The 2,849-nt window shown below is 71.3% G+C and carries 3 protein-coding genes and 1 pseudogene; all 4 read left to right on the top strand.

Features of this window, described 5'->3' with window-relative positions; all coding sequences use genetic code 11:
• Positions 1 to 676 (top strand): flagellar M-ring protein FliF C-terminal domain-containing protein (locus tag VTU_RS0124245; protein ID WP_010110278.1); only part of this gene is annotated, 676 nt, incomplete at its 5' end.
• 28 nt (positions 677 to 704) lie between these two features.
• Positions 705 to 1,700 carry a flagellar motor switch protein FliG gene (fliG, locus tag VTU_RS0124240; protein ID WP_010110275.1) on the top strand — a complete coding sequence of 332 codons (996 nt, stop codon included), beginning with the start codon at positions 705 to 707 and terminating at the stop codon, positions 1,698 to 1,700.
• Positions 1,687 to 2,397 carry a FliH/SctL family protein gene (locus VTU_RS0124235; RefSeq protein WP_029554724.1) on the top strand — a complete coding sequence of 237 codons (711 nt, stop codon included), beginning with the start codon at positions 1,687 to 1,689 and terminating at the stop codon, positions 2,395 to 2,397. Before fliG ends, VTU_RS0124235 begins: the two co-directional genes overlap by 14 nt.
• A pseudogene (locus VTU_RS30220) lies at positions 2,387 to 2,849 on the top strand (flagellum-specific ATP synthase FliI); the annotation flags it as partial. The gene VTU_RS0124235 and the pseudogene VTU_RS30220, both read left to right, overlap by 11 nt.

The raw sequence follows: 2,849 nt of genomic DNA, 5'->3' as shown, positions 1-2,849 counted from the left end.
CGAGCAGCGCCAGTTCAGGCAGCGCAACGGCGCCAACCCCGCGCCGGACGCGGGCGGGCAGCAGGGAGCGCAGGCCACGAGCCGGCGCGAATCCACCACCAACTACGAGCTGGACCGGTCGCTGCAGGTCACGCGCGGCGCAACGGGGAGCGTCAAGCGCCTGAGCGCGGCCGTGGTGGTGAATTACCAGCTGGACGAGGCCAAGGGCCGCAGCCGGGCGCTCGCGCCCGAGCAGATCGAGCAGATGACGGCGCTGGTGCGCGAGAGCATTGGCTTCAACCGCGAACGCGGCGACTCGGTGAATCTCATGCACACCCCGTTCCTGGTGCGCGCGACGCCGCCCGTGGACGTCCCGCTGTGGCAGCGGCCCGAGGTGATCGAGCTGGCCAAAACCTTCGCCTGGCCCCTGGGCGCGGTGCTGTTCGCGGCCCTGGTGCTGCTGGGTCTGGTGCGGCCCGCGCTCAAGGGGGCGGCGCCGCGCGCCGTGGCCGGTGGCCAGATCGACGCCCTGGAAGCCGAGGCCCTGGAGCGCCCCGCGCTGCCCACGCCGAGTGACGCGGCGCTGCCGGCGACGCCCGAGCAGCTGCGCCTGGAGGAAGCGCGCGTGCTCGCCCGGGAAAATCCGGTCGCCGTGGCGAACATCCTCAAGACCTGGCTCAGCGGCGAGTCCGCCTGAGCACTGAGCACCGAGCGCAGGACGCCGCATGAACGAGCAAGGTCTGCAGGACGCCGCCATCTTGCTGATGTCCCTCGGCGAGGAGGATGCGGGCGAGGTCTTCAAGCATTTCTCGCCCAAGGAGGTGCAAAAGCTCGGCGAGACCATTGCGCGCACGCGCTCGGTGTCGCGCGAGAGGGTGGACGAGGTGATCAACAAATTCGCCGCCGCCGCCGCCGCGCAGAGCCTGCTCGTGTCGGACACCGGAAACTACGTGCGCGCAGTGCTCAGACGCGCGCTCGGCGACGACAAGGCGGGGTTGCTGATCGACCGCATCCTGCAGGGCGGGGACGTCTCGGGAATCGAAAGCCTGAAGTGGATGGACCCACTGTCCGTGGCCGAGCTGCTGCGCAACGAGCACCCCCAGATCGTCGCCGCCATCTTGGTGCATCTGGACAGCGACCAGGCCGCGGCCATCCTGATGCACCTGGGCGAGCGCCAGCGCAGCGAGATCCTGCTGCGCGTGGCGACGCTCGAGGGCATACAGCCGACGGCGCTGAAGGACCTCAACGAGGTGCTGTTCAAAGTGCTCGCCGGTGGCGACAAGATTCGCAAGAGCTCGCTCGGCGGGGTCAAGGCCGCGGCCGAAATCATCAACATGCTCAGCGGCAGCGTGGACACCGTGGTGCTGGAGGCGATCCGCAGCTACGACGCGGATCTGGCGCAGAAGATCATGGACAAGATGTTCGTCTTCGAAGACATGCTCAGGCTCGACGACAAGGCCATCCAGACCATTCTCAGGGAAGTGTCGTCCGAGGAGCTCATCGTGGCGCTCAAGGGCGCGCCGACGGAGCTGCGCGAGAAGTTTCTCTCGAACATGTCCATGCGCGCCGGCGAGGCGCTGCGCGAGGACCTCGAAGCGCGCGGTCCGATCCGCCTGTCCGAGGTCGAGACCCAGCAACGGGAAATCCTCAAGATCGTGCGGCGCCTGTCCGACGAGGGGCTGATCGCGATCGGCAGCGGGGGGGAAGATGCCTTTGTTTAGCCCCCGCTCCTACGCGCGCATCATCCCCAGCGAGGAGCTGGGCGATTGCACGCAGTGGAAGTTTGGCGCCGTCGATGGCTCCGACCGCGTTGCGCCCGCGGTGCAAATCCCTGCTGCGATCGACGAGGCCGCGCAGCAGGCGCTGCTCCAGCAGGCCTGCGCCGACGCCCACGCCGCGGGCCTTGCCCAGGGGCAGGAGCAGACCGCGAGCGAGTGGCAGCACCGCCTGGACGAGTACATCGTGCACCAGGGCCATGCGGCGGCCGAGCGCCTGCAGGGCGTTCTGCAGGCGCTCGACGCGAGCCTGCTCGACATGCAGCGGCGCATGGCGCAGCAGCTGCTCGCGCTGGCCTGCGACATCGCGCGCGAGGTGCTGCGCCAGGAGCTGTCCGTGAACCCCGAGGCCCTGCACCCCGTGGTGCGCGAGGCCCTGGGAATGCTGGTCGCCGAGGGGCGCCCCGCGAGCGTGCGCCTGAACCCCGTGGACATGCAGGGGCTCACGCAGCCGCTGCGCGCGGCGCTGGCGACCCCGCAGCAGGTCCAGTGGATGGCGGACGCTGCCGTGCCGCCGGGCGGCTGCCTGGTGGAATGCGCCGGCAGCGTGGTCGATGGCAGCGTGGAAAAGCGCTGGCAGCGGGCGCTGGCCGCGCTCGGGATCGAGTCGCCCTGGCAGGAAGGGGGCGGCGATGCGCGCTGAGGACCCGGATGATCCCGCCCCCTGCGCCTGGACGCGCTTCGTCGATGAAGCGCGCGCGCGCGTGGCCCAGGGCGCGCCGCTGGAGACGCGCGGCACGCTGACGCGGCTCACCGGGCTGGTGCTGGAGGCCGTGGGCTTGCGCGTTCCGGTGGGCGCGCAGTGCCTGGTGCAGATGCCGGGGCATGCATCCGGGCAGGCGCCGGTTCTGGCCGAGGTCGTGGGCTTCTCGGGCGAGCGCGCGTTTCTCATGCCGGCGGGCGACGTCCACGGCCTGGCCAGCGGCGCCAGCGTGACTCCCGCAGCGCCCTGCGCGCCCATGCCGCGCTGGGGCGATCCGCCCCGGCGCGCGGCGCGCGCGGGTCTGCCCGGGCTGCCGATGGGCGCGGGCCTGCTGGGGCGGGTGGTGGACGCGCAGGGTCAGCCGCTGGACCACGCGGGCGCGCTGCAGGACG

It is taken from the genome of Verminephrobacter aporrectodeae subsp. tuberculatae At4 (assembly GCF_000193225.1).
GTDB lineage: Bacteria > Pseudomonadota > Gammaproteobacteria > Burkholderiales > Burkholderiaceae_C > Acidovorax > Acidovorax aporrectodeae.
This window is presented reverse-complemented; position numbering and strand designations above follow the sequence as displayed.